3 protein-coding genes are annotated in these 25,287 nt (G+C 52.7%); all 3 read right to left on the bottom strand.

The window, feature by feature from the left end; translation table 11 throughout:
• Positions 1–9: 9 nt before the first annotated feature.
• The 3 genes from EI981_RS06620 to EI981_RS06610 are packed head-to-tail and all read right to left on the bottom strand — an operon-like array spanning position 10 to position 25,271.
• Positions 10–9,282, bottom strand: coding sequence for an SDR family NAD(P)-dependent oxidoreductase (locus EI981_RS06620; protein ID WP_126996556.1), 9,273 nt, complete (start codon positions 9,280–9,282; stop codon positions 10–12).
• Entirely contained in the window at positions 9,283–13,017 is a 3,735-nt protein-coding gene (locus EI981_RS30315; protein WP_126996554.1) for a beta-ketoacyl synthase N-terminal-like domain-containing protein, read from the bottom strand.
• Entirely contained in the window at positions 13,014–25,271 is a 12,258-nt protein-coding gene (locus EI981_RS06610; RefSeq protein WP_126996552.1) for an SDR family NAD(P)-dependent oxidoreductase, read from the bottom strand. The genes EI981_RS30315 and EI981_RS06610 overlap by 4 nt, the downstream gene beginning before the upstream one ends.
• Positions 25,272–25,287: the final 16 nt, after the last annotated feature.

The raw sequence follows: 25,287 nt of genomic DNA, 5'->3' as shown, positions 1-25,287 counted from the left end.
CCCTACGAATCAGACCGAAGCGGAGTGTTCCAGGACGCCGACGGCTTCTGCTGGTACAGAGACGAGTTTCACAACCAACTCTTCCATTGTCAGGATTACATTGCCTTGCGCATCGTTCACGGTAATTTCATAGACTGCCTTACCCTCTTGAAGCAGGCGCCAGGATGCCAGCACCTTGACCTCGCGTCCAAGCGCTCCATACACGGTACACCGCAACAGCGAGCGGAATTCTATTTCATCTGCATCCGAAGTGATGCGCACCAGGCTCCGGATCAATTCCTCCATTGCCAGATCGTTAAATACTCGTTCCGCTTGCGATTCGACAAAATCCTTAAAAACAATGCCCATCGCTGCCCGACCACCGCCTGTCCGGACATCACGCAGGGACTCAATGTAGCTTCCTGGAGCCATAAAGTCGTCCCGGAGCCGCTCAAGCGAAGGTAAATCATCCAAATCATCCATTTCGACAGCCTGGGGTTGTCTGTATCCGACCGTGGACACTTTACCTTGTGCGCATACAACGTACTCGCCGGACTCATTCTCAAAGCCCGCTTCGCATTCAATGTAACGACCACTCTCATACAGAGATGTGACCACTTTGCACTCCGCCGTAAGAAGCGGCAGCTTGCCCCAGACGACATCTTCGATCATGCGGCAAGGCGCTTCCATCGCAAGCTCAGAAGTGACCCTGAATAGCTCGATGAAGGCAGTATGTCCGAAACTTTGGAAGGAGCCCTCACCTAACAACGTCTCGTACTGCTGCCTGCTAAAGCTGGAGATGTTACCGTCCACAAGCGGATGTATTTTGTGAGATCCGCGAGTCGATCCGCGTGACTCTGTCCGAGGGATCCAGTAGCTCTCCCGTTCAAAAGCATAAGTCGGAAGCGGAATGATTCTTCTCATACCTTGGCTGTATAGCAGTGCCCAATCGATTGCTGCGCCCTGAACCCACAACGCCGCTGTCCTTCCGTCATTATCCAACTTCTCCACTTCCGGCCGGTTGCGCTTGGACACCGTACCTGTATAGATATCCTCTCGGCTAACGCTGGATAGATAGACTGTAAGCTTGTCCACCGCTTCCTGCACGGAGACCGCTACAAACGCCATACGGCAGTTCATTTCCTCCCGGCCTGTCTGGAGCGTGTAGGCTGCGTCACTAAGCTCCGTATCCGGAAAACGCTCCAGAAAGCCCTTCATTCTCATAGCCATCTGCTTCAGCGAATACTGCGTTTTGGCGGAAAGGACAATAATCTGATTTCCATCATCTTCTGGCCCGCTGTTTCTGTACCCATCGCCTGAAGCCTTATATTCTTCAAGTAGTACAAATGCATTAGTTCCGCCAGCGCCGAAGGAACTGATCCCGGCACGCCTTGGCGTTTCCCGGTCTTCTACAGTCCATGGGGCAGCTTGCCGCTGCACACGGAAGTAAGAGCTGCCGAAATCGATATTGCTATTCGTCTTCTCCGCATGGATGGATGGGACAAGCTGTTTATGCTTCATCTGAAGTAGCACTTTAGTGATAGAAGCGATACCCGCTGCCGCTTCCAGGTGGCCGATATTGGATTTGACCGATCCGATCGGACAGGACTGCTTGGCAGGGTGGTATTCATCAAACACTTGGTTCAACGCGTTGATCTCAATGGGGTCGCCCAGCTTGGTGCCCGTTCCGTGCGCCTCCATATAAGAAATAGTGCCTGCGTCGACGCCGGCTTTTTTCAGCGCCTTTGAGATCAGGCTGACCTGCGCGGCTGGATTAGGAACGGTATACCCACTGACCTTCCCCCCATGGTTGACTTCCGTAACCCTGATTACGCCATAGATATGGTCATTGTCCTGTATTGCCTCGCGAAGTGGCTTGAGCAGAATCGCCCCCACGCCCTCACCAGGCACAAAACCATCGGCATCGTCTCCGAAGCTGTGGCATTTCCCCGTCGGTGAGAGCATTTTGGTCTGGCACATCAGCACATATTTGTAAGGATGAAGATAAAGATTGACACCTCCGGCTATAGCGAGACGACATTCCCTACTCCTCAGGCTCTCGCAGGCGGCGTGGATTGCCGCCAAAGAAGAGGAGCACGCTGTATCAATTGCTAGGCTGGGACCACTAAAATTGAACATATATGAAATGCGGTTGGCGATGGACCATGGCGACACATTCGGCATAGCCGACAGATTGCCGCGCTCCCATTCCTCAGGCCCCCACATTTGGTACGAGAAGGTGGTCGCTCCTGCGAACACCCCTACATTCGCTCCATGCCCCTCCTGATAGTGCTGAAGCTTCTTCTTCGTATAACCGGCATCTTCCAGCGCTGACCATACTGTTTCAGCAAAAAGGCGTTCCTGCGGATCCATTATGACCGCTTCGCGTGGGGCGATGTTGAAGAAGGCCGGATCGAACTTATCCGCATCATCAACGAATGCACCCCACTTGCTATACATCTTGCCTTCTTGAACTTTCTCAAAGCTGCCACCGAAATACTTGCGGTAATCCCAGCGACTGGCCGGAATTTCACCGGTGCAATCCCTGCCCGCAGCGATATTATCCCAGAACTCATAAACATCGGAAGCCAACGGATATTTTCCGCCTAATCCGATGATTGCAATCGCATCATCCGAGGTTGGACGAGCTGTCTCCGCACGGCTGGAGAACCGGCCCGCGAACGAAGGCAGTTCCTGCCATACATAAGGTGTAGCCTCTGTATACCATTTCCCTGCACTAGGATCGACCGGCTCAACTGATTCAGCCCTCCGCTCTTGCTGAGATGGCACATCAGATCCGAACAGCAGCATAAGTGCTTGGTTGTATTGCTTCGTTAAATGGACGGCCAGTGTTGTGATCGTCTGATATTCAAACAGCAGCGTCTTGGAAACCTCACCGAGATCCTCTTCAAGTTTGCCGTTGAAATAACCGATCATGACTGATTCGACACCGTATTCCTCAAATTCGGCGTGTACATCAAGCTCATCGGGTTCCAGCTTGAGCAGTTCGCTAAATATACCGATCAGATAGCGCACAGTCTGCTCCAGAAGCCCCTCCGTCACCTCGCTTCGAATCTCGGCGGCCGAAATGCCCGAATCGTCTGCTACGGTACGAACTTCTTCTTTTATAGCTGAACCATTCAAGTCATCCGGTTCACGTTCCGAGATGTCGCTGACATGAGTCTTAACAACTTTTATCGCCGTTCCCCTACGGTTAACGCCTTCCAGCAGCCTTCGTACACGATCCTGCTTTCCATAGCCCACTATGAGCGGGCCAGCTGCATCCAGACCCAGCGCATATTCAAAAGCTAAGATTCCCTTCTCGACAGGCAGCGGAACGAGACCCGTCTGCAGTTCAAGAATTTTCCGTTGCTCCTCCGATAACTGCATGCCATCAGATTCCCATAGCGGCCAAGCCACCGATACTGTCCTTCCCGTACGTTCACCCTTTGAAGCAAGCTGCTTGCGATATACCGCAAATTCATTTAGAAAATGATTGGCATAGGCATAATCGGCTTGACCTGGATTTCCGGTTTCACCCGTCAGCGAAGAGAAAAGAAGCATGAAGTCCAGCTTCTCCTCCCTGAGCACATAATCCAAATTCAGGGTGCTCATTATTTTCGAGGAAATGACACGATCTAAATCAGCAACGTCCTTCTTAAGGATATAGGCATCATTGTTGATGCCGGCGCAGTGAAGTACGCCGTCAATCCGCCCGTATTTAGCTTTAACCTGCGCTACAAGCGCCATAGCATCCTGCATTTCTGCAGCATCTGAAACGATATATTCTACACTTCCTCCGTAGGAGCGCACTTCTTCAAGCAGCAGCGTCTTGGTATCGTCAAGGGCGGACCGTCCGGTTAGAACCAGCTGCGCGTTTTGGGTCCTCGCAAGGTATGCCGCAAACAAACGGCCGAGTCCACCAAGCCCACCGGTGACAATGTAAACGCCGTTTTCCCGTAATATGTCTTGTGAACCCGGCAGATCCACTTGGGATTGCGCCGGAACGAGCCGCTTTACAAAACGGGCGGTTCCGCTGTAACGGACTTCCTGCTCTTCATTGGACAGGCGAAGCTCCTGCTCCAGCATGCCCTGTACGTCCTCCATCTTAACGGAAGTCTCAAGCGCTACCGTTTTGAAGCTGTAGTTGGGGCTTTCCAGCCGCAGCGTCTTGACGAAGCCACCGAGCGCCTTGTCCAGCAGCGCCGTTTCGCTTCCGGTATCGGTAAAAGCATAGACCAGCCGCACCTTGTCCGCCGCCTTGCTCTCCATCAGAGCCTGGGTTAGGAACAGCAGCGGATGCAGGCTGTGGCTTAGCTTGGCTTCGGCTGGAAGCTCCGACGCCCCAGCGAAGAAAACCATCTGCGTTATGCTGATGCCCCGCTCGCCCAGCGCCTTTAGAAGCATCGCCAAATACCCTTTGTCAGCGTAATTGACAATATAATGGCTGTTCCCCGATTGTGCGTATTGCTCCCCCGGTGTGACGAAGATCAGCCTAGCTCTCGATCCAAAGCTCAGCTTGAAGCTGGCAAGCTTTGACGCATCGTCCAGAAACAGCACCACGTCCCCACCAAGGCTGTCGCCACTCAAATCTTCGACGCCGCTTGGAGCCCATTCGGTCGTGTAATATAGCATAGTTGCTGCGCCGATTGATTCCTGTGCTTCTACTTGCGGATGGTGCGCCGGGAAGCCGGCTGACGCGGATGCCCGCATACTCCAGAGAATGTCGCCCTCACCGTTTGCCGTGGTCAGGACATATTGATCCTCCGCGATGCGTTCCACCCTAAGAATAAATTGCCGGGCCAAACCGTGGCGATAAGTCCAATTTGCAACGGCTTGAAGCATAACCTGGGATCCCGCGTTTGATTGTGCAGCTAGGACCAGAAGCAGTTCGCTCGCCTGTTTCAACACCTCAGGCGCCAGCGAATCAGTCATCTGTTCGCCGCAATCGATGACGGCAAGCAGGTCGCTGCCATCGGATCGCCCGACACGGGCGCCTTCTAGCACTCCCGTAATGCCATACAACGATTGAAGATCTTGACGAATCTGCTCGCCCAGCCCGTCCTTGAGCTTTTTTGCCTCTAGCAGGGACAAATCAGATTTCCGATTATCTTCTTCGGCATGAATTCTAGAAGAAAACTTGCATTGGAGCAGCACACGTTCTTCTTCATCCCTAATCTCGCATAGCGCCCCGCCATCTTCAGGATAAATATAGACATCCAGCATCAGACCATCCCGGTGCGCTGCCATGCCTGACCAGACGACGTTCTCTATGATCGATTCTCCATCATACCCAGCCAGTTCAAGTGCTTCACGAGCAAAGCTCAGCATGCCAAAGGGATTCAGACAGGGTTGCCCCCCGAACGAAAGAAGCCCATACTGGCGGGTGATGATTTCCGCGCGAGAGTTAAACCGAAAGCCAGCGATCGTGGTCAGATTGCGCTCGACCAGCCGTCCCAATCCCGCTGTCTCATGAATGATGGCCGGATAGCTGATTTCCCGACGTTTCACCTCGTTTACCCAATAACGGTTCCGGGCATAGGGGTAAGTCGGTAACGGGATTCTGCTGCGATCGCCAGACCTATGGAGTCTAGCCCAATCAACTTCAAGTCCAAGTGTCCATAACTGGGCAATTTTCCCAATGTTTCCGCTTTCCAGTAGCATATCCGTCAGTGAGACGCCAGGCTGTATGTTGCTCAAAAGCTCTGCATATTCCTTGAAGCCCTTGGCATTGCCCCGGAACAGCTTGCCATGATTCAGTTCGCCCTCAAGATATTCGTTCAGTAGTTCCTTCAACTCAGCGGTGGAACCCGCGATCAACGCCACTCTTTCCGAGAATGGTTCTCTGCCGACTTGCAGCGTATAAGCGATGTCCGCCAGCAGGATACCTTCTTTCTCTGCTTCAAGAGCGTACTCGACCAACTTCCCGGCATAGGCCTTCAGCCGCTCCTCGGAGCGGGCGGATAGCACGATGATATGCTCCACGTCTTCCTCAGCCGAATCGCCTGCGCCAGACTGTGCAGGTATGTATTCCTCCAAAATGATATGCGCATTGGCCCCGCCCGCCCCAAAAGAGCTGATGCCCGCTCGGCGCGGATATTCCTTGCGGCCTGTTCCCTCCCCCAGGGAAACCCGATCCCAGGCGGAAACTTCCCGCTGGACATAAAAAGGCGTTTCCTCAAAATGGATGTGGCTATTCAGTTCTTCCGAATGCAGGGAGGGTACTAGAATGCCATATTTCATCTGTAAAAGTACTTTAGATATCGCAGCAATTCCTGCTGCAGACTCACAGTGCCCAATGTTGGATTTGACGGAGCCGATAGCGCAGAATTGCTTGTCGCCAGTTCCTTCTTTAAAGGCCTTGACTAGGCCGCTGATTTCAATCGGATCACCCAGCGACGTTCCCGTGCCATGCGCCTCAATATAATTGATGGTGCGAGGGTTCACTCCCGCAGCCTGCAGCGTTTCCTGGATAACGGCCCCCTGCATAGACGGATTGGGCACGGTGTATCCGGTAGTCTTGCCACCATGGTTGATGGAACTAGCCTTGATGACCGCGTAGATATGATCGCCATCACTGATAGCGCGATCCAGCGGCTTCAACAGAACAGTTCCAACGCCTTCTCCTGGCACATAGCCGTCTCCGCCTTCCCCGAAGCTTCTACAGCGTCCGTCGCTCGCAGCAAATTTCTGCTGACTGAGGAAGATGTACTTGTCGGGATGGATTGATACGTTTACACCACCAGCAATGGCCAAGTCGCTTTCCCCTTTGCGGATACTGTCACAGGCCAGATGGATGGAAGTCAGTGATGAGGAACACATGGTATCCAGGGCGATGCTTGGACCATTCAAATTGAGATGATAAGACACACGATTTGCGATGGACGCATAAACGGAAGACAAAGCGATTTTGCGCCCGTCAACCTCGGCGTCCAACAACTGGTACTGACCGTACATAACACCGGCAAATACGCCGACCTTGTGACTTCCCAGGGAATCCCTGGTGTACCCGGCATCCTCGATAGCGCTGTAGGCACATTCCAGAAACAGCCGCTCCTGCGGATCCATAATTTCGGCTTCGCGCGGCGATATATTAAAGAACAAGGCATCGAAGCGGTCCACATCATCCAGAAAGCCGCCCCATTTGCAATACATTTTGCCAAGTTCATTCTTATCCGTCGTATAGAATTCATCGATGCTCCAGCGATCCCCCGGAATTTCGGAAATGCAGTCCCGAGCGTGGAGCAAATTATCCCAAAACGCCCGCATGTCGGGTGACATTGGAAACTTGCCACTAAGCCCAATAATGGCGATATCCTGCATTTCCCGCGTGCGTTGCCCGCTCTCGGTCTTACTTGGCGAAGCGGGCGAAGGCATCACTTTGCGGGGAGCTTGCAGCTTGGCTGTCCGCAACTCTGGGCTCTGACCAATACCTACAGCCACAGAAGCCGCAGGTTTCTTGGAAGCAGGAGGAACAATCAGTTTGCCGAGAACCCCCGCATGATGCTCCGCGAAATATTCACCAAGCTCCCGAAGGGTTTGGTATTCAAACAACAGCGTCTTGGACAAATCTCCGAAGACAGCTTCCAATTCTTCATTAATACTCATCGCCATAATGGAATCAAATCCGATTTTTTCAAACGAATCGTCTAGACCCAGTGCATGCGGAGGAATTTTGGTCACCTTGATGAAAATTTGCTTCAAATACTGCTCGGCTCCTTGCTTCAGCTCAGTTGCATCCAACTGTGGATGCAACTGTGGCTTCGTAGCAGCCTCTTCCAGGACACCGATATTAGCCGGATGGTTCATCTGATGGACGGCTTCTTCCATCTTCGCCCCATCGCCATAAAGCACAAGGGCATTTGCATTCCAACTACGGCTGAGTCCACTCATCGCTCTTACTCCCTGGGAGGTCGGAAGCGGTGATATCCCCAAATTTTTGTGCAAAATCTCTAGGCTATCCGCTGTTGTGCCCATGCCGCCTGCTTCCCACAGTGGCCAGTTGACGGAAATCAGCCTGAAGCCTGCAAAACCGCGTTTCTCGTCAGCGAAACAATCCATGAAGCTGTTGGCATAGGCGTAATCGCTTTGTCCGATGTTCCCGATGACCGAGGAAATCGAGGAAAATAGCATCATGAATTCCAAAGGCTCATTTCGGAATATTTCATATAGGTTAATGGTGCCTGCGACCTTAGGAGCCAGTACATCCGCCATAGAATCCCACGACTTGCGGAGGATAAAGGAATCCTCTGTCTTTCCCGCACAATGTAAAACGCCATGCAGACGAGGGAAGTGAGCTTTGACAGTCGCGGATAGCTGCCGCATTTCCATCAGGTTGGCTATGTCGCAAGAGACGTATGTAACTTTGCTGCCCGCCCGGCGGAGTACCTCCAGCTTCTTCTCAGCCGCCTCATTTAACGGCGTCCGGCCGACCAGAACTAGTCCGGCCTGCTGTGTTTCCGCCAAATGACTCGCCAGCATATAACCAAGCGCACCTAGTCCACCGGTGATTAGATAGGCCGGCGCTTCCGAAGTTGACGCTTGGACGATGGACGCGGGCGCTTCCTGCCCTTCCAGCTGCGGTACGAGGCGGCGGGAATTGCGGTAATGGACAACCCGGTGCCCTCTTTGCATATGACCAAGCTCCAGGAGAAGCATCTGAAGAGAATCGGCGTTGAATGCCTCCCGGCCAAAATCGGTCGAGACCGTTTTGAATAGCAGGTCGGGATTTTCAATCATCGCGCTTTTGCCAAAGGCCGCGACTGCAGCATGAACAGCGCTGTCCTCCGATTCCCTATAGTGAAACAAGAGACTGACCTTGGCGCGCTTTTTGAAAGAAAAAATAGCTTTGGTCAACGCAAAAACAGAGTAAAACCCACTTTCCATCGCCGAACCATGACCTCGTTCATCCATTGCCTCCTGCGAATGCATATGTAGTATGCTGCCGGGAAATTGCCCCCTTTTCTCCATCTCTGCAAGTAGCTGCGCAAAGGCTTGCTCAAGTCCAAAGGACGAATGGCCGCCGTCAACCCCTGCACCAAGTTCTTCAGGGGTGACAAATGTAAATGAGGATGGTCTCGAATCAAGCGCGTCGCTCACAAGCGGTTGTAGGCGCTTGTCCGCTGCCAGCACCAGTACGTGACCAAGATCGTTCGCCCGGACAGTGGGCAGCGGCTCCTCTCTCAAAGTTTGGGTGAAATACAGGAGATCCTGCTTGTGTTTCTGCTTGTACGCCGCAATCTGCCGAAGTCCCTCCTCCTTGGAAATGGCTCCGCTGGCTACCCCTTCGATTATCGATCTCATTTAGATTCCCTCCAGCATTCGTTCAACTTCATCAATTTCGGTTTCCCCATCCAGCAGCTTGGTGAGCATCTGGTTCAGCAAGTCGTAGCCGTCGAAAGCGGACGTTGCCGTTTCTGCCTGAGGGACAGTCTGTGCAGCTGTCAAATCCCTCCCAGACAAGCATTGGAAGCGGATCGTCGGCGTTCCCGATTCATCCATGAGCAGGAGATCAAAGTGCATCCCCTCCTTCACTCCCTCAGAGATAGGGCTTACCAAACAATAGCTAACGGACGTAAGCGCGCCATATACCGTGACTGACTGGAGGGAGAAGGGGACAAAGGTACCCGTCTGCTCTCCGGTGACAAGCACAGAGTACAGCGCTGTCTGCATTGCACCATCTGCAAAGCCGGGATGAACCACATAGTCCTTCAAAGGAAGACTGGTATGTTCCGGGAGCCGCATTCTGGACAGCGTTCCGAATACCCCGCTGTAAAGCGCGTCGATTACCCGTAGATTAACACCGTAATCCATACCATGCCGTGAAAATTCCCGATAGCAATCTTCGCCGCAAACGCTGGTGCTGGAAATTGCGATCAACTGCTCGATATCCACCGCTTCGGGGATGTCCCTCTCCGACTCCGAAGCACCGTCGCCATACTGCAAAGTGCAAGTGCAGTATACTGTCCTCAGACCGGACGGATTTATAGAATAGATGCTTGCGTCGATTCCGCCGTCTTCAGATGCTAGTCCTATGAATACCTCCTGCGACTCCCTGTCCGGAGGCAGCTCAAGTGTTCTCCGCCAGCTTACATCGCTTAAGGAGAGCAGCTTCCAATCCCTCGTCGCCATCATTCCGGCGCGCCAAGCCATTTCCAAGTAAACTACGCCGGGAAGCACCATCCGCTTCTGGACCACATGATCGCGGAGATAGGCATCCTGCGCCGTTAACGTTTTCTTATAACACTGTTCCTCAAAAACGGATTCATTGGAGTCGAGAACTGTGTTGAGCGCCTCAGTCTTTACAGCAGAGATGGCAGCGACCGATTCCGTCGTGTTGAACCAATATCGCGTACGGTCAAACGGATAGGTCGGTAACGATATTCTGGCTGGGAGAGCAGCAGGACTGAGAAGCCTCCAATTAAATGGAATCCCAGAACACCACAGCCTGCACAACTGGCTCAGATTACCGGAATGCGCAAGCGATAACAGAAACGCCTCGCCCTTTTCATTCTCTGCGAATACATCTCGGATTTCGCCGCCGATGCTGGTGTTTCCGCTGAATATCTCAGCCACACCGCGTTTACCCGCCAGAAATTGCTCCAGTTTGCCCTTCAGATCGGCGATGTCCGAGACGATGATTGCCAAGCGCTCCTCCATCATTTCACGACCCGTTTGAAGTGTGTAAATCATATCCGTCAACCTAAAACCATACTTCTCTCCAGCCTCCGGCTGCACGGATGTTACCTGATATTTGGAGGCAATTTCGCTGCCGATCTGGTCCAGTATATAATCGGCAAGGTCTTCAATCGATCCGCCATCGGTAAGAAGCGCATGCGGCATACGAACAGGAAAGAACTCATAAATCCTCTCGGTAACGGCAATCCATTCTTCTATGGAAAGTCCGTATTCCTCGATGCTCTCCATAGCGCTGATCTGCGGCGGCAAAGTGGCAGATTGCAGGAAGCAGGCGATGATATCGTCGGTGACATATTTCTTGAGCTCCGCTGGACTCACTGCCGCCTCCGTTTCATCCTGGACAATCGCATTTCGTTCGATAAATTCAAGAACACGCTTGGCATATGCATTCAACCGATCCCCGTTCTTGGCGGATAGGACGAATACATGCTTGTCTGCCCCCTTTTCCTTCTCTGGCGGTGTCTGGTTCTCTTCCCGCGCATACTCTTCCAGAATGATATGCACATTGGTGCCGCCCGCGCCGAAAGAACTGACGGATGCATACCTTGGCATTTCCTTCCTTAAGCCGCCTTCCTGGATAACCGCCGGTTCCCATTCCTCCAGCTTGTGCTGGACGTAAAATGGGGTATCCTCAAAATCAATATTCGGATTAGTCACCTCGGAATGGAGCGATGGCACAAGCTGCCTATGCTTCATTTGCAGGAGCACTTTAATAATGGAGACCACGCCTGCTGCGGATTCCAAATGCCCGACATTACTTTTCACTGAGCCGATGGCACAGTATTGCTTATCCGTGGTATAGGCGCGGAACGCTTTGGTAAGCCCACTGATTTCAATCGGATCACCCAGTGACGTTCCAGTACCATGTGCCTCGATATAGTTGATCGCCCTCGGATGAATCCCCGACTTAAGTAGCGATTCGGAAATAAGGCTCGATTGCGCATTCGGATTAGGAACAGTGTAGCCGTTCGTTTTGCCTCCATGGTTGATAGACGACGCCCGGATAATCCCGTGAATGTTGTCTCCGTCCTCAATCGCCTTGGCAAGCGGCTTGAGCAGAATCGCTCCTACTCCCTCGCCCGGGACATATCCGTCTCCCCCGCTGCCGAACGCGCGGCATTTGCCTTCGCTCGAAGCGAAGCGCTGATTGCAGAGGAATAGATATTTATCGGGATGAATGGTTACATTCACCCCGCCAGCGATGGCTAGCTCGCTGTCTCCGCGGTGAATACTTTCGCATGCCAGATGCACCGCTGTCAGGGATGAGGAGCACATGGTATCCAACGCAATGCTCGGTCCTCCAAAATTAAAGAAGTACGATACCCGGTTAGCAATCGAAGCATAGGAGGAACTGAGCGTCATCGTATTGCCTTTTGCCGTTTCTTCCGCGCCAAACAGCTGGTAATGGCCGTACATGACGCCGACAAATACACCTGTCTTCGTGTTCCAGAGGGATTGGCGAGTGTATCCGCCATCCTCAATGGCGCTGTGCGCACATTCCAGAAACAGCCTCTCCTGAGGATCAAGCTGTTCAGCGTCCCGTGGCGTCAGCTGAAAAAACAGCGGGTCGAAGCAGTTGTATTCGTCGATGAAGCCGCCCCATTTGCTATACACTTTTCCTTTCTTACCCTTTTCTGGATCGTAGTAGCGGCTGTGATCCCAACGCTCTGCCGGAATTTCTGAAATGCAGTCCACTCCGTTCTTCAGATTGCTCCAGAACTCATCCAGGTTTCTAGCGTTTGGGAAGACGCCGCTAATGCCTATGATGGCGATGCCGTCATCCTTTTCGGGAACCGGATTCTCCTTGGAAAAATTACGCTTCTTGCCAGGTTCGGCAAAGGTCCGAAATCGCTTTGGCTCCTCCGCTTTTACATGTGCAGGGGCGCTCTGGGGCTCGGAGGCGGCCTTCTTATCAGGCAAGCCTGACATAGCCTCCAGTAACTCCCGATGATGTTGCATAAAATAGGTAGCGAGATCGTGCAGATTCCCATATTCAAACATCAGCGTCTTCGGAAGGTTAGCAAAGTCCTTGTCTAGGAGCGCATTGATCTCCATAATCGCCACCGAGTCGACCCCGTAATCCTCCAGGCTTTGCTTAGCATTAATCCGATCTGGCTCCAAGCCAATGACTTGGGAGAGCAACTGTTTCAAGTATTGAACTGCAAAATTCATCAGTTCCTGCCCCTTGCCGGTATCAGAGCTACCGGACGGTTGGGAGCATGGCACTGCCGAAACAGGGCTTTTCAAGCTTTTTATCCGGGCATATCCTTCCTCCGGATCAATTTCCCCTTGCTTGATCCATTTTAAAATCTGACTTATTTCAAGGCTGGCGTCTTTCATCGTATCCCTCCCATCCACTGTTCCACTTCTGATTCGCTAAGCTCGCCGGCCTGCATCCGAACCAGCATATCGACAATGGCCTCTTTATCTTCCAGATTGGCGGCAGGCGCCGACTTATTTGCATCCACCTTAAACGCATGTCCAATCTTCTTCGGATCGCCAGCGGCTACAATGACACAACCGGAGCCCGCAGGGCTTTGGATCACCGTTTCAAACGCGGCGATGCCCATCTCCTCATCTATGGTCTTCATTCCTAAATAAGTAGAATAGAAAGCCGATTCGCTCTCTGGAATCTCGAACCCTCCCCCGCTCCAGAGTGGCCAATTAATGGAGAGAGTTCTTCCGTTGACCAACCCTTCAGCCGCTAGCGTGTTCCGTATGCGTGCATACCGATCCATGAAGCTGTTTGCCATAGCATAGTAGCCGACCCCAAGGTCGCCAAGCTCGACGGATACCGAAGAGAAGAGGATCACGATGCTTGGATCTAATTCTCTGCTCAAAAGGTCAAGGTTCAGCAGACCCTGAACTTTGGCGCTCATGACTTTATGGGCCGTGTCGCTTGTTGATTCTGTCACCGGTAACGAAGCACCCGTTCCCGCACAGTGGATGATCCCGTCGAGGACACCGAACTGGGTGGTAATGAGTTCCATCAATGCCGCAACGTCTGCAGTATTAGAGATATCAGCCTGCACGTAAGTTCCGCTGCCGCCAAGCGCTCTCAGTTCGTCCATCAAGGCCTCCGTTCGAGGGCTTTGCGGCTGTCTGCCCGTGCAAACCACCCGGGCTCTGAAGCGGCGGACAAGATATTTGGCAAAAATCATGCCCAGTGCCCCTGCTCCACCGGTAATCAGGTAAACCCCCTGCTCTTTAAAGCACATTGGTTCAACATCCACCGCTTCACCAGGGGAGAACGGCGTGATTCTGCGAACCAGCCGCTCCCCAGATTGATAGCGGATTTCCGAATGTCCTCCACCCGCTGCGGAGAACAACTCCTTGTAGAGTGCTTCATTGTGGTCAGACCAGGCGGAGTCTTCAACCGAGACGGTAACAATTTGAAACTTATGGTGCAGGGTTACAATGGAATTAGCAAAGCCACCTAGCATTTCATGCAATGCCGTGAAGCTATCTTCCCCGCCATTGTAGGCAAACAAGAGCTTGAGTGCCCGCTGCCCGTAGACTTTCATGTACGCCTTGAACAGATACACCACAGACATCGCTCCATATGCCAGCATCGACTCCACCACTGTATCGATTCGATCGACATTCAGTTCCGCCGCGGGAGGCGACACTTCTGTGCATGTCCAGCGATGCAGCACATGAGTTGGTTCAAAGCCGTTAATCCGAAGTTCCTCCAGCATTTTTTCATAATCTTCTTCATGGGAAGGATTAATGACCAGGCTGTTTCCGTCATAGCCCCGGTAATTTCCGCCGGGTATCACCCAAATACAGGCATCCGCCCCGGCCGGCAGTTTCCCTTCAGGAAGGATATCACTCTCATGCCCGGTAAACACAAGTACGTTTCGCAGTCCGGCGGCCATGCTGTTAGGCAGCGAGGCCCTTTCATAAACTGGCGTATAATACAGCAGTTCCTCCTGATCCTGGCGCTCCGGCTTGCCACCAAAGGGCCGAACGATAAAGTCCTCCAGCCGTACGAGTTCGTTACCATTTAAATCTATAATGGCAATATCAAAAATATTGAGTCCCTGGTTGTCGCCCCCCGGCTGCTCCTTCACTCGGGTGTACACATAACACTCGGAAGGAATGGGTGCGAATATACGCGTGCTGCCAAGAGAGAACGGAATATGTGTGATCCGCCCCTCCTCGTCCCTACCCGCAGCTACGGAGCGGACGGCTCCGTCCAGTAACGCAGGGTGCAATACGAACTCGTGCAGGGATCCTCTGAATTCCTCGTCCAGAGATAGTCGTGCGAGCGTCTCCAGCTCCCCGCTTAGCACCTCATTTGTAACCTGGAAGGAAGGCCCGTAGTCAAATCCAATATGTTTAAAAATTCTCCCGTAGCATTCCTGCTTGCCAATGCGGCTTAGGCAGCGGCCTTTAATCGCCTCAATATCGAACCAACGATCCTCTCCTGCCACATCATTTTCATCAAATTCGAGAACACCCCTGGAATGCACCGTACCCCCTACTTCACCGTCGGAAATTTCATAGCGGACACTAGTGCCTTCAGGCTCCAGTACGATTTCAAGTGTTTTGAAATCCTCATCCATCACGACAGGCTTCAGCCAAGCGATATCTTTCACTGCGGTGACGGGCGTTTCAGCGGCAATTTCTCCCGCTGCTCTTGCCATTTCAATATAAGCGACCCCCGGAAGAAGGATCTGACCATTAACGATGTGATCCCGCAAAAAGAACTCGTCCACCGAAAGCCGCTTGCGGAATTTTTGTTCGCGTAAGGTGGATACGTTACTGTCCAGTAGTGGGTGTAGCACAGAAATTCCTGGTTCCGTAGCCGGTACTATAGCCGAGCTGCCCGGCGCTTGTGTCGCCGAACGATCCAGCCAATATCGTTCCTTGGCAAATGGATACAGCGGAAGCGATACCCTGCGGGTCTTATGACCACCATAAATCAGGCTCCAATTCAACGGGGTACCGAGCACCCATAATCTTGCGATTTGCTCCAGACGGTTCTTTCCGGCTAAGGCAGCGATATAAGCCTGATCTTCAGGCGTATTGCCGATGAACGATGCCCCGTTCTCGAAAGCTGCGGATGTATTTCCTCTGAATACATTTTCAGTGCTTTTCCCATCTAGAAGGGTTTGCAGACCCACCTTTAGTTCATCTAGCGATTGGATGACAATGGCAATACGTTCCTCCATCTCTTCGCGGCCCACGCTGAGCGTAAAGGCAATATTGGAAAGCGTGTATTCTTCATCCAACGGCCCGCTTAGGAAGCGGGATAAATCTCGAACCTTCTCGGTAAGCCGCTCGCCATTTTTGGCGGACAGCACGACCAGCTTCTTCCCATCCAGCTCCACGGCAGTCTGCCGTAGCACGAATTCCTCGGCAATCAGGTGGACATTGGAGCCTCCGGCCCCAAAGGAACTGATGCCCGCTCTTCTTAGGCCAAGTTTAGGGGACTTTTCCCAGCTGCCCAGCGTCCGCTGAACATAGAACGGGGTATCCTCAAAGCGGATGCCGCTGTTCAATTGATCCGTATGGATGGAAGGAACAAGCATTTTGTGCTTCATTTGCAGCATTACTTTGGCGACAGAGGCAATCCCCGCCGCCGATTCCAGATGCCCGATATTAGATTTGACCGAACTGATCGAACAAAACTGCTTATCACTCGTGTACTGCCCAAACGCCTTTGTCAGCCCGGCAATTTCAATCGGGTCGCCCAGTGAGGTTCCCGTCCCGTGCGCCTCCAGACTGGTGATCGTACGGGGATCGACACCCGACTTGCGGAGTGCATCGGCGATTGCCGCTGCCTGCGCGTTGGGGTTCGGAACGGTATAACCGCTTGTTTTGCCGCCGGAATTTATTGCCGTTCCTTTAATCACACCGTAGATATGGTCGCCGTCCTCAATCGCCCTGCTGAGCGGCTTAAGCAGTACTGCTCCGACGCCCTCGCTGGCCACATAGCCGTCACCGCCTTCGCCGAAGGCACGACACTTTCCTTCGCTAGAAGCGAACCGCTGGCTGCAAAGGAAAACATATTTGTTGCGATGGATCGTCACATTCACACCGCCGGCAATAGCCGCGTCGCTCTCTCCACTGCGGATGCTCTCGCATGCCAAATGGATCGCTGTGAGCGACGAGGAACACATCGTATCCACCGCCATGCTCGGCCCTTGGAAATTGAACAGGTAGGAAACCCGGTTCGCAATCGAAGCGAAGGAAGAGTTCGGCGCGACGAGATTACCCGATGAATATCCCTCAGTCCCGATTAGCTGATAATGCCCGTACATGACCCCAACGAATACGCCGACCTTGCCGTGAGCAAGCCTCTCCCGCGTATACCCGGCGTCCTCCACCGCATGGTAGGCGCATTCTAGGAACAATCGCTCCTGTGGATCGGTAAGCTCCGCATCGCGAGGCGTCATCTGGAAGAACAGCGGGTCGAATTTATCGACATCTTCGATAAAACCGCCATATTTGGTATAGATTTTTCCTTTTTTGCCTTTCTCCACATCATAATCCTGAGTGTAGTCCCAACGATCAGGTGGAATCTCTGTGATGCAGTCGCGGCCGTCCTTCAGGTTCTCCCATAGCTCGGAAATACTTCCTGCCATCGGGAACCGTCCATCCATACCGATGACTGCAATATCCATAAGACCATTTGCCGCCGTAGCTGGTTGCGAGAGCGAGACATGCGCTTTAGGTTGGAAACGCCCGTTTGTTGGGAACTCGTTATTCTCAGCAGCGACGAATTTCGCGGCTGCAGAAGAATGAGTCGCTTTGTCCGCTTTACGGGGCTGCTCCAGGTCAAACATAGTTGCCAGTCGGGCGGAGTAATGGGTCATAAAATACCCGGCCAACGCTTCGACTGTGTTGAATTCGTAGAACAGCGTATTTGGAAGGGCCGCAAACTCCTGCTGTAGCGCCTCATTCAATTCAAGAATCATGATGGAATCCAGACCGAATGCGTCCAGCGGGGAATCCGCACTTATTCGATCCTTGGAAACACCCAGCGTTTTCGCCAGCAGTGAGGCTAGATACTCCTCTGTTGGTTCCTTCAATTCCCTTCCAACTTCGAATATGTTCTCCACAGTCGGCGATTGCCGCTCCTCAATTGCGGCACCGATGGCGCGGGCGATTTTCAGCTGATCTCCATAGCCAACAAAAACCTGCGCAGCTCCTTCTCTAAGCGCCGACTCCAAGATGGCAAATCCGTCTCCGCTTCCTAGCGGAAGCATGCCGTAATATTCGGCTAGAGCCTGCTCTTGCGCCACTTCAAGGCGGTATCGCCCATCCTTCCACATCGGCCAATTGATGGATACGGTTTGACCATGGCGTTGGTTCTCTGCCTTAAGCCGGCTCCGATACTCAGCGTAACGGTCCATATAAGCATTGGCTGCGGCATAGCTGCCGGCACCCATATCTCCAATCTGAGCAGAGGTCGAAGAGTACAGAACGAAGAGATCCAATGGCTCGCCACTGCTGGCTAAGTCAAGATTCAGCGTTCCATCTACCTTGGGCCCCAGAATCCGGGAGAAGTTGGTCTTTCCGCTTTCGGCAGCTTTTGCCGTTTCCCCGATGCCCGCGCAATGGATAATGCCATTGATCGCACCAAAGGTAGCTTTCGCCTCTATGATCAGCCGCTCAGCTTCATCCTTGACTGCTACATCCGCACGGATGTATATTACTTCCGCCCCGAGAATCCGAAGTCGCTCCAGCTTGGAACATACGCTTTCATCCGTATCATGCCTTCCGGCAAGCACCAGTCTCGCTTGATAACGGGCCGCCAGTTCGGTGGCGAGAATCATGCCCAGAGCGCCGGTCCCGCCCGTAATGACATATACGCCTCCGTTTTCAAAGCGGCTTTCCTTTGCGGCACTCATCGGAGACAGAGGCACAAACTTCCGTACCCAGCGGTTCATTCCGTCCGCCTTAATTTCTGTCCCGTTCGCCAAATGCGACGGAAGCAGCTCTTGCAGTAGGAATTCTGCTGGACGCTTCGCCGCTTTCCCACTGACTTCCACAAGACTGAGCTGGAATAATGGATGATCCGCCGCAAGGGAACGGGCAAAGCCCGCAGCCATTTCATGTAGCGGCGCCGTATGCATCGAATTTACGCTGCCGTAGGCATAAAGACAGCGGATTTTAGCTTTGTTCTTCATCGCCGACGTTGCTTTCAGTAGGTAAAGGAGCGAATAAAGCCCACGATCAAGCACCGCCTCCGTTTCAGCCTGCTGTGGGGATAGCGCATGTACGACTGCGCCCAAATTCGCTTCCTCCTGTACATTCCAAGCATGAAGAACATGGCTGATAGCCAGCCCACGTCTGCTTAAGGCTGCAAACAAGCGGAGGTAATCATCTTCCTTCGCAGGCTCTACTGTGAAATCGCCGTTTTCATCTTCGTAAAAGCTATCTCCGCTCCGAACCAGAATACAGCACCCCGTTGCCATGCCAACCGATGCTGCTTGTCCGCGTAGCGACTCCGCGAGAGGATCCGTACCGAATAAGAGAATAACTTGGGGAAGCGCTGTTTCTTTGCCTAACGCCACTTCCATCCATTTTGGTGCATACAGCGTCAGATCCGGCTGCAGCTGCTCTCCTGCGCTTTTTTGGGAAAACTGCTTGATGGAGAAGCCAAACAACCGTACAACTACCAGCCCGTCCATATCGGCGATTTGAATATCATATTTACGCGTGCCTTCATCATCTGTTCCTGTTGTTCCCTCGGATGGTCTGGCTAGGGCATAGCACTTCTTCGGCACAGAACCGAGCAGTTCCATGCGATCTAGTGCATAAGGAACGCGCAGCGTCAGATCATCTTCCGTGCGGTTGCCGACCCAGGAAATGGATCTTACAGCCCCGTCGATTAGCGAAGGGTGAAGCACATATTCGCTGTAGTCCAGCTCCAAATATTCGGGCAGGGATAGCTCCGACAAGCCCTCATTCTCCGAGCAGTACGCCCGCTGTGTCACCTTGAACGCTGGTCCGTAATCAAAACCAACGCCTTTGAAAATATGATCGTAGCATTCATGATGCTCCAGTATCGAGACGCTTCTCTCCTTAATACGGTCTGGATCGATGCGCTCTGCAGGCGCTGGCGTTTCCTTCAGCACTTTTCCTGTGGAATGCAGCATTCGCGATCCTTCATACTCGCTGAACACTTGGTACACCAGTTCAAGCTGCGCCGACAGTTCGAACGTTATATAGATGTCCTTTCGTGCATCCTCTAGCTCGATCGCTTTGATCCAACGAACCTCGCTGAGTCCTGTAACCGGTTCGATTCCGGCCAATGCCGCCGCCGCCCTCACCATTTCCAGATAAGCAACCCCGGGAAGCAGAACTTTGCCTCCAACGATATGATCCTTCAGGAAAAACTGCTCCAGACGCAGCGTCTTGCAGAATTTCTCCTCCTCCATCGTGGACACATTGCTGTCTACCATCGGATGCAGCACGGAGGCAGCTTCGGCAGCAGCCAGCTTCGGTGTTATCGGTCGGCTGTCCTTGCGGGCCCAGCAGATGTCCCGTGCGAAAGGATAAGCTGGCAACGGAATGCGTCTACCTTCTCGTCTTTCATACAGTCCACTCCAATCCACCGCTTCACCGATAAGCCAACGTTCCATAAGTGTCTCAAGACTCTTCACATTGTCATGGCTCGTTGCCGTGCCTTTCCCCACCTTGCTCGAAGTATGCCTTGATGTGCTTGAACCGGCCACATGTCCGTAGAATACCGACGCTTTTTCCGGACATTCTACGTACTCTGTAAGCACGCGCATTAGTTCGGCGCGATCCGATACAACAAACGCAATCCGCTCGGTCATGTCCTCGCGCCCGTTTTGCAGCGTATAGGCGATATTATGCAGCGTCAGTTCTTTCTTAGCGCTGTAGGTATCCAGGTAGGCGACAAGCCGCCTTGCCTGTTCTTGCAGCTGAACCTTCGACCTGGCTGAGAGCACAATCACGTTGGCGTTATCACTTTGGGTCGGCACAAATTCAGATTCATAATCTTCCAGTACAACATGCGCATTGACGCCACCGAATCCGAACGAACTGACACCCGCACGTCTCGGGGCATGGCCGATCGACTTCCATTCCTGTGTGTGCTCTATGATGTAAAATGGGGAATGCTCCAACTCAATGAATGGATTCAACGTATTGAAATGAACATTTCCCGGCAATGTCTTGTGCTTCATGGCCAGTATAACCTTCAATATTCCGGCGATGCCCGCTGCGGCCTCCAGATGTCCGATATTCGTCTTGACGGCCCCGAGCCCGCAGTAGTGCTCCTGCTCCACCGGTATACCGTACTTTTGGTACAGCTCCTTGAATGCGCCCTTCAACGCGTTGATCTCTACCGGATCTCCTAGGCTCGTCCCTGTTCCGTGTGCCTCGATGTATCCAACGGTATCTGGCGAAAAGCCCGCCTTGCTGTATGCCTCCACCAGCACTTCGGTCTGAGCCTTCGGGTTCGGCACCGTAAGGGAGCTGACCTTGCCGCCGTGATTGATAGCCGTTCCCTTGATGACCGCATAAATATAGTCTCCGTCTGCTTCGGCCTGACTTAGTGGCTTAAGCAATATGGCCCCGGTTCCTTCCCCACGGACATAGCCATTAGCGCTTTTATCAAAGGTTCTGCACCTTCCGTCAGGGGAAAGCATGCCAGCGCGACTGAAGGAAATATGCAGCGTTGGCGCAGCAATCACATTGACTCCTCCGGCGATCGCCTGATCGCAGTCGCCACTCAGGATACTTTCCACAGCGCGGTGAACCGCGACGAGAGAGCTGGAACAGGCGGTGTCGATCGGCTCGCTTGGGCCGCGAAAGTTGAACAAATATGATATCCGGTTGGCGAGCACGCAATGCGAGCTGCCTGTGGATGAATAAGCCTCAATCTCAACCTCATTATCTTGCAAAAGTGTGCTGTAATCGTTGGTCGAAACACCGACAAACAGCCCCACCTTCTTGCCGGACAGCGCTGATGCCTTGTACCCTGCATCTTCAATTGCCGACCATACCGTCTCCAGAAAAATCCGCTGCTGCGGATCCATCAGATCGGCCTCCCGCGGGTTGATATTGAAGAATCCGGAGTCGAATCGATCCGCCTCTTCCATAAAACCGCCCCTGTTTGAGACTGGCTTGCTTCCTCCTAGCAGACGGTTCAGCTCACGATAATCCCAGCGGTTGACTGGAATTTCCGTGATCAGGTCTTTTTGCTTGCTCAAATGCTCCCAGAAGCTCTCCAGATCCTTCGAGCCTGGCATCGCTCCGCTAATTCCGATAATGGCGATAGGCTCACGTCGGCGCGTTTCGGCCATAACCGGATTTAGGCTTTTCCAGCTCCTTTTGGCTTGGAGCGTATCGTTGGCCACCAGCTTGGCTGGTCTCTTATCAACCACGTCCTCCCCAGATAGAGCCTTAATTTCGTCATTTCCGAAATATGCTGTCAGTTCCTCTATATAGCTCGTGCATAAATAGCCCGAAAGCACCCGCACCGTTGGATACTCAAAAAAGGCGGCCGGTGTCATTCTGACTTTAAATGTATCGTTAACCGCATTGGCCGCATCCGTGAACGTGATGGAGTTGAAGCCGTACTCGCCCAAATCCTGATCGGGATCAATGGCCGTAGTACCCAACTTCATCAGTTGGCCGAACAACATCGATACCGTTTCTTGAACCTTGAACGGCAAATCTTCGTCCAATTCCACGGAGGCGAAATCCTTTGCCTTTTGATCCTGCAAGTTGAGAATGTAGCAAATTTTGCTGCGGTTGCCCTGAAGGATCAGCAATTGCTCGTAGCCGCTGCGCAGAGCAGCCTCGAAATAAGCCAGGCCATCCACCGTTTCCAGCGGCTTCAGCCCGATTGTATTTTTAAAGAAGCGCAACGTCTGGTCATCTACCGACATCCCTCCCTCTTTCCATAAGGGCCAGTTGATGGAGATGGTACGTCCCGACCGACGTCCGGCATGCACCATGGCGTTGCGGTAAGAAGCATAGTAATCCATAAATGCGTTGGCGAAGGCATAATCACTTTGCCCTGAGTTGCCGGTGACTGCGGCGATGGACGAGAAACAGGCGATGAAATCCAGCTTGTCGCTTTGCGTTGCCTTATCGAGATGGAGTAGGCCATCAATCTTGACACCTAGCACCTCTGTAGAGGATTCCACCTGCTTAGCGGCAATGAAGGCATCCCTCGTCACGCCAGCCGTATGTATAATGCCGTGGATTGCGCCGTATTTTGCCCTGATTTCGGTAATAGCAGAGACTGTTTCGCTTTCCTTGGAAAGGTTGGCGCGCACATACATCACTTCCACGCCAAGCGCCCTTAACACTGCAAGGTCCCGTTTCTGCTCCAGAGAAACAGCGGATCTACCTATCAGCGCCAGTCGAGCCGCATACTTTTCCGCTAGATGCCTTGCCACAATCCAACCTAGCTTGCCTAGACCGCCGGTAATGACGTATGTGCCACCTTGACGCAATTCACCAAGCCCAGCGCTTACTCCAGAATGAGATCCTGCCGTCAGGTTAGGGAAATCGGCCTCGACCAGGGTGCGGACATATCTTTTACCTTGTCTGTAATGGACCTCGGCTGCTGCACCGGTATCCAGTTCCGCAGCAACGATCCGGTAAAGATCGCCAAGGCGCTCCTCTTCTATATATAAAGCACTGAAATGAAGCTTGGAATTCTCCAGCGAAATCGTCCGGTTAAACCCACTGAACGCACCAAGCCCAGGGGAAACAAGCTCTTCCGTCAGTCCGACCTGGATCACGCGCGTATGCCGGTTCGTTTGAGCCTCCATAAGCGCTTGCGCCAGGAACAACTGACTCTGGTAGGCTACTTGGGAGGAACTAGCTGTTAACCCGAAGTCCCCTTTCCTTTCGTAAAGTATAGTTTCCAGCTTGCAGCCATCCTGTTTCAACCTATCCAGCAGCAAGGTATAGTCATTGCGATTCATGGGATTAATACGGTAATGCCCTTCTCCGTCCTGGCTGTAGCCCGTCCCGGGCTCAACCAAATAAACTTTCCCTGCATGCTCTCCGGCGAATTTACGGTACTGATGGGTCTGCTCTGTGAAAATGATAATATCGCCTTCAATGCTGGAAAGCCCGCTTAGTTCCATTTCTCTCCATTCATATCTAAAGCAGAGCTCTTCTGCGCTCTGTTGTTTTCCTTGGTAGAATACCTTCAGCACGAAGTGCGAAAATTTCAGCAGCACTCGTCCCTGTTCATCCGCTAGTAGCACATCAAATGCCAGCTCACCGTCCGTGGAATCCAACTTCCGCACGTAGGACACACAGTTGGCCGGAAGTTCCCCATGAATCTCCATCTTGTCAAAAGAATAGGGGAGCCCCACCGTACCTTCCACCGTATCCGTGGCGCTAACTAGACCGATGACCGCCTCCAGAATCCCATCGACAATCGTAGGATGAAGCGTAAACTCCGAAAAATTTCCCTGCAGATGAGGCGGCAACTCGATAAAAGCAACAGCCTCCGATTCGCCGGCCAGCATCTCCGTCATCGATTGGAATGAAGGCCCCAGATTCAGCTGGTGCTGTCGGAACTTATCGTAAACCTGCGTGCCACTGATTTTCGTTTTGCCACGGCTCAGTAAGTCAATGTCTATCGTTTGCCTGGAAGCAGCGCAGGGTTCGGACGAAAAACCGACGTTGCCCCGGCTGTGAATAACCATTTCTTCCCCCGTACGGCTCGTAATTTCGTAGCTCAGCTCCGATGCTTCCTCGCCAGGATACAAACGGACTTGTACAGTTTGCGATTCAATTCCTTCCTCAAGCTGAATGGGATTACTCCAAACCACATGGCTCAGGCTATGGATATTGACACCGGGCAATGAAGCGGCGGCGGCGGACATAGCCATTTCCAGCTGAACCACACCCGGAAGCAACTTGCGCCCGGAAACAATATGATCATTCAGATAAAACTCTTTACCGGTCAGCGTCTTCTCAAAAAACTGCTCGTGCACGGTGGAGCGATTACTGTCGAGTACCGGCCCTAACGTCGCAATTCCCGCGCTTTCAAGTGCTGACTGCTGCTGCGGCTTCGCTGCCTTCAGCTCCAGCCAATACTTTTCCTTGCGGAAAGGATACGTCGGCAGCGGAACCTTGAAGTACGGCCGGTCACGAAAGATGGCGTTCCAATCACAGTCACAACCTTCGATATACAGCCCCGCGATATCCTCAAGCTTCCGATGGAAGGCTTCGAGAGAATTGTCTTGCTCCAACCCAAGCTGAACAGCCAACTCATCGAGCCTGCGCTGGTCTGCCTTCCCACCTCGCTTTTTGTTACCGCCATGCGCGGCAGAATGGTTACTGGAGACCAGCTCGTTCATTTTCCGCTCCAGTCCAACCGCCAGATCCGCTATATTCGGTGCGATTAGTGCCGCCCTTTCCGAAAAATGACTTCTGCCTGCTGACAGCGTATAGGCGATATCGCCGACATCCGCATTTTCTTCCTCGATGATCCACGCTTTTAAATCCGTCAATTTCTGAATCAGGCCCTCCCGGGTCTGTGCCGAAAAGAGAAACAAATAATAAGGGCGCTCACCGCTATGTATGCCATTCTTGCTCATCCGTCTAGCCTCCACTTCTCTTCCTTGTCGCATTCAACGTTCAATGCGT

Source organism: Paenibacillus lutimineralis (assembly GCF_003991425.1).
Lineage (GTDB): Bacteria > Bacillota > Bacilli > Paenibacillales > Paenibacillaceae > Fontibacillus > Fontibacillus lutimineralis.
Note: the sequence above shows the minus strand (reverse complement) of the source record. Positions and strands in the feature narration are given on the sequence as shown.

Coding starts and splice junctions, on each gene's coding strand:
- EI981_RS06610 (WP_126996552.1), bottom strand. CDS start 25,271: ATGCGACAAGGAAGAGAAGTGGAGGCTAGACGGATGAGCAAGAATGGC.
- EI981_RS06620 (WP_126996556.1), bottom strand. CDS start 9,282: ATGAGATCGATAATCGAAGGGGTAGCCAGCGGAGCCATTTCCAAGGAG.
- EI981_RS30315 (WP_126996554.1), bottom strand. CDS start 13,017: ATGAAAGACGCCAGCCTTGAAATAAGTCAGATTTTAAAATGGATCAAG.